1 protein-coding gene is annotated in these 756 nt (G+C 47.2%); it reads left to right on the forward strand.

Features of this window, described 5'->3' with window-relative positions:
- Nucleotides 1-711, forward strand: a 711-nt coding sequence (locus S1OALGB6SA_RS10015) for a restriction endonuclease subunit S domain-containing protein (protein ID WP_230204352.1), incomplete at its 5' end; no start/stop codon positions are given.
- Nucleotides 712-756: the final 45 nt, after the last annotated feature.

Genomic DNA, 756 nt, shown 5'->3' on the forward strand with positions numbered 1-756 from the left:
GTCATCTCCGCCAAAGACGAAGCCGCCCTTAAACAACTGCAAGCCGAGCAACCAGGCGCCTACGCTGAACTGGCCCAAACCGCCGCGCTGTTTCCATCGGCGATGGAAGAGTCAGCGTTGGGAGAGATTCCGGAGGGGTGGGAGCCAGGAATATTGGCTGATGTTGCTTCGTATGCAGCAGATAGAATAGCTGCCTCAGAAATAACCGTAGAAAATTACGTTTCGACTGAAAACATGCTTGAGAATAAGCGAGGCATTTCTGTGGCAACCGCGTTGCCGGGAGGTAAAACAGTTCCGCTATTTGAAGAAGGGCATGTTCTCGTTTCAAATATTCGACCATATTTTAAGAAAATTTGGTTTGCACATTTTAATGGTGGCAGGTCACCAGATGTGCTTGGTTTTGTGAGCAAAGATTCAGAGGCACGGGAGTTCCTGTTTAATTTTCTTTATCAGGATTTATTCTTCGAATTTATGATGACAACCTCTAAAGGGGCAAAGATGCCTAGAGGTGATAAAGATGCAATTATGGGTTACGAGCTCGCCTTGCCATCCCAGGCAATTCGAAGAGCATACTCTAATTCGGTACGAAGTTATTACGAAGCAATCGAAAGCCTGAATGCTGAAAACAAATCTCTTGTTGGTACCCGAGATTCCCTCCTCCCCAAACTCCTAGCCGGACACCTGCCCATAACAAACACGGGAGTGGCTTAGTATGCGGAGAAAATACCACCTTAATTCCCCGCTCTGGCCCAAGTT

The sequence above is a fragment of the Olavius algarvensis spirochete endosymbiont genome, assembly GCA_900608495.1.
Taxonomy (GTDB): domain Bacteria; phylum Spirochaetota; class Spirochaetia; order DSM-2461; family DSM-2461; genus UBA2779.